4 protein-coding genes and 1 pseudogene are annotated in these 3,893 nt (G+C 64.7%); all 5 read right to left on the reverse strand.

What is annotated here, in order from left to right; translation table 11 throughout:
- Positions 1-103, reverse strand: a pseudogene (locus MXAZACID_RS20430) (protein-(glutamine-N5) methyltransferase, release factor-specific); the annotation flags it as partial.
- Positions 104-110: 7 nt separating this feature from the next.
- Positions 111-1,172: a peptide chain release factor 1 gene (gene prfA, locus MXAZACID_RS03370; RefSeq protein ID WP_008492665.1), complete on the reverse strand. Its 1,062-nt coding sequence runs from the start codon at positions 1,170-1,172 to the stop codon at positions 111-113.
- Complete coding sequence (gene hisS, locus MXAZACID_RS03375) at positions 1,169-2,398, reverse strand: histidine--tRNA ligase (RefSeq protein ID WP_008492666.1); 1,230 nt, start codon at positions 2,396-2,398, stop codon at positions 1,169-1,171. The genes prfA and hisS overlap by 4 nt, the downstream gene beginning before the upstream one ends.
- A gap of 66 nt (positions 2,399-2,464) precedes the next feature.
- Positions 2,465-3,589, reverse strand: coding sequence for a flavodoxin-dependent (E)-4-hydroxy-3-methylbut-2-enyl-diphosphate synthase (ispG, locus tag MXAZACID_RS03380; RefSeq protein ID WP_008492668.1), 1,125 nt, complete (start codon positions 3,587-3,589; stop codon positions 2,465-2,467).
- A 10-nt stretch (positions 3,590-3,599) separates the two neighbouring features.
- Positions 3,600-3,893: DUF4115 domain-containing protein (locus MXAZACID_RS19115; protein ID WP_008492669.1), on the reverse strand; the 294-nt coding region annotated here is incomplete at its 5' end.

Genomic DNA, 3,893 nt, shown 5'->3' on the forward strand with positions numbered 1-3,893 from the left:
GGCAGCCGGCGAGCAACGCCCGGGCCTCGCGGCGGGGCGCCTCCAGCCCGGCCTGGCGCAAGGCCTCGGTGATTTCGGCCAGGGCCTGGGCGGTGGGGATCATTCAGTTTTCACTCTTGGGCGGCCAGCCTCGCCGCCTGGTCCTCGGCGATCAGCGCCTCGATGATGTCATCGAACTCGCCCAGCATCACCCGATCGATTTTATGCAAAGTGAGGTTGATGCGATGGTCGGTGACGCGGCCTTGCGGAAAGTTGTAGGTGCGGATGCGCTCGGAGCGGTCCCCGGTGCCGACCTGGCCCTTGCGGTCGGCCGCACGGGTGGCGCTGAGCGCGGCGCGCTGCTGCTCATAGATGCGCGAGCGCAGGATTTTCATCGCCTTGGCGCGGTTCTTGTGCTGGCTGCGCTCCTCCTGCATCGCCACCACGGTGCCGGTGGGGATGTGGGTGATGCGCACGGCGGATTCGGTTTTATTCACGTGCTGGCCGCCGGCACCGGAGGCGCGATAGACATCGATGCGCAGATCTGCCTCGTTGATGTCGACATCCACCTCCTCGGCTTCCGGCATCACCGCGACGGTGATGGTGGAGGTGTGGATGCGGCCTTGGGTTTCCGTGGTCGGCACGCGCTGCACGCGGTGCACGCCGGATTCGAATTTCAGCCGGGCGAAGACGGATTTGCCGGTAATTTCGGCCATCGCGCCCTTCACGCCGCCCAGCTCGTTTTCATCATATTCCAGCACCTCGAAGCGCCAGCCCTGGGAGGCCGCGTATTTCTGGTAGGCGGAAAACAGCTCGGCGGCGAACAGCCCGGCCTCGTCGCCGCCGGCGGCGGGGCGGATTTCCAGGATGCCGGAGCGGGCATCGGCCTCATCCTTCGGCAGCAGGGCCAGGCGCACCGCCATTTCCAGCTCGGGGATCTGGGCTTTCAGTGTGTGCAGCTCGGCCTCGGCCAGCTCTTTCATATCCGGGTCGGCGAGCAGGGCCTCTGCCTCGCGCCGCTGCTTTTCGGCCTCGCGCAAGGCGAGCACCTGTTCCTCGACGGGCCCGAGTTCCGCCAGCTCCTTGGAGGCTTTCACGAATTCCTCGCCGGCCAGCGTGCCGGAGAGCATGAAGCGCAGCTCCTCGGCGCGGGCCAGGATGCGGTCGAGCTTGCTGTCCAGCGCGTCGCTCATCCGCGCAGGCGCTCGATCAAGGTGGCGGGGGTGACGTCATCCTGGGTGCCGTCGGTGAGGTTTTTCAGCTTGATCTCGGCGCCGACCAGCACCGCGTAAGCCGCGCCGGATTTATTGGCGCGCTCCAGGCGCTTTTTGGCATTGCCGGAATAGCCGATCTCGGCGGCGATGTTGGCAGCGCGCAGGCTGTTGAGAATGTCCAAGGCCGGGGCTTCGGACTCGCTGCCCATCGGGATGATGATGACCGGTTGCGCGGCGGCTTGCGGGGGCTCGATCAGCATCGAGAGGCGCTCGATGCCCGCGCCCCAGCCGATGCCCGGCACGTTGGGGCCGCCCATCTGCTCGACGAGGCCATCATAACGCCCGCCGGCCATCACCGTGCCTTGCGCGCCCAAAGCGGTGGTGACGAATTCGAAGGCGGTGTGGTTGTAATAATCCAGTCCGCGGACGATGCGCGGATTTTCCGCGAACGGCACGCCGAAGGCGGCGAGGGTGGATTTCAGGCCGTTATAGAAATTTGCGGCCTCTTCGGTGAGGTGGTCGTAGATCAGCGGGGCATTTTCCATCAGCGCCTTGTCGCCTTCATCCTTGGAATCCAGGATGCGCAGCGGGTTTTTCTCCAGGCGCAGCTTGCTGTCTTCAGAGAGCTTGTCCGCATGCGCGGAGAAATGCGCGACCAAAGCGGCGCGGTAGGCCTCCCGGCTGGCGGCATCCCCCAGCGTGTTGATGTTGAGCACAACATCTTTCGCCACACCCAGCTCGTTCAGAATCCGCCAGCCGGCGGCGATGACTTCCGCATCGGCGAGCGGCGAGGCCGCACCCAGCAGCTCGATGCCGATCTGGTGGAATTGCCGGTAGCGGCCTTTCTGCGGGCGCTCATAGCGAAACATCGGCCCGGCATAAAAGACTTTCTGCGGTAGGGTCTGGGTGAGGCCGCCGGTGATCAAGGCACGGCAGATGCCCGCCGTGCCTTCCGGGCGCAATGTTACGGAATCACCGCCGCGATCCTCGAACGTATACATTTCCTTGGTGACGACATCCGAGGTTTCGCCCAGCGTGCGGGAAAACACTTTGGTATCCTCGAAGATCGGCGTCTGCCATTCGGAGAAGCCGAACAGCCGGGTGATGCGTCTGGCGGTTTCGATGACATGGAAATGCCGCGCCGCATCCTCGCCGATCAGATCCTTGGTGCCGCGCACCGGCTGCAAAAGAGTCGCCATCTTCATCCATCCATCAAATACAAAACGCCGGGGTGCTGCACCCCGGCGGTCTCAAACTCGCAAGTTTCGCTGCTATTCAGCCGGGATCAGCGCGGCCTTCTTCGCGGCCTCGATCTGCTCGGCCTTCTTTTCCACCAGCTCGACCAGATGCTCGACCATCGCCTCGTCGGAGACGGTATGGTCGGTCTTGCCGTTGGCATAGACCATGTGCCGGCCACCGCCGCCGCCGGTCAGGCCGAGATCGGTCATCAGCGCCTCACCGGGGCCATTGACCACGCAGCCGATGATCGAGAGGGTGATCGGGGTTTCGATATGGGCCAGCCGCTCTTCCAGCGTCTCGACAGTCTTGATGACGTTGAAGCCCTGGCGCGCGCAGGAGGGGCAGGAGATGACGCGCACGCCGCGATGGCGAATGCCCAGCGACTTCAGAATGTCCCAGCCCACCAGCACCTCTTCCTCCGGCTCGGCGGAGAGCGAGACGCGCATGGTATCGCCAATCCCGGCCCAGAGCAGCGAGCCCAGACCGATGGAGGATTTCACCGTGCCGGCGCGTTTGCCGCCGGCTTCGGTAATGCCGATATGCAGCGGGTGGTCGCATTGCTCGGCCAGCTGCTGATAGGCGGCGACGGCCATGAACACGTCCGAGGCCTTCACCGAGATCTTGAATTCGTGGAAATCATGATCCTGCAGGATCTTGGCGTGTTCCAGGGCGGATTCGACCAGCGCGTCCGGGTTGGGCTCGCCGTATTTCTCCAGCAGATGCTTCTCCAGCGAACCGGCATTCACACCGATGCGCATCGAGCAGCCATGGTCGCGGGCGGCCTTGATGACCTCCTTCACCCGCTCCGGCGAGCCGATATTGCCCGGATTGATGCGCAGGCACGCGGCGCCGTTCTGGGCGGCCTCGATGCCGCGCTTATAGTGGAAATGAATGTCGGCGACGATCGGCACATTCACCCGCTTGACGATGTGCTTGAGCGCCGCCGAGCTTTCCTCATCCGGGCAGGAGACGCGGACAATGTCCACGCCGGCCTTCTCGGCGCGCAAAATCTGCGCGACGGTGGCCTCGACATCATGGGTGAGGGTGTTGGTCATGGTCTGCACCGAGACCGGCGCATCGCCGCCCACCTTCACATTGCCGACGCTGATCTGCCGGGATTTGCGGCGGTCGATCTGCTGATATTCGCGGTAGTTCATGAGGGTTCCTCTATTGGGCCGCGCTGGAAGCGGGGCTGGTCCCGGCGGAGGCCGGGGCGGATGCGCTGCCCGAAGCGGGCGGGGTCAGCTGGTAGCCATGCAGCACCACACCCGGGGCGCCGAGCGGCTGGCCGGCCTGGCCGTTGGTGGTGAGCAGGGTGCCGCCGGCATTGCCGGTGGTCATTTTCAGGCCGGGCATGTCCGGCACCGGCCAGCTTTCGCCGGGGTGCAGCACTTTGCTGAACAATATGTTGCCGGCCGGATCGGTGACCTGCACCCAGGCATCCTGGGTGGCGGTGATCTC

The organism is Acidocella sp. MX-AZ02, from assembly GCF_000306035.1.
Taxonomy (GTDB): Bacteria; Pseudomonadota; Alphaproteobacteria; order Acetobacterales; family Acetobacteraceae; genus Acidocella; species Acidocella facilis.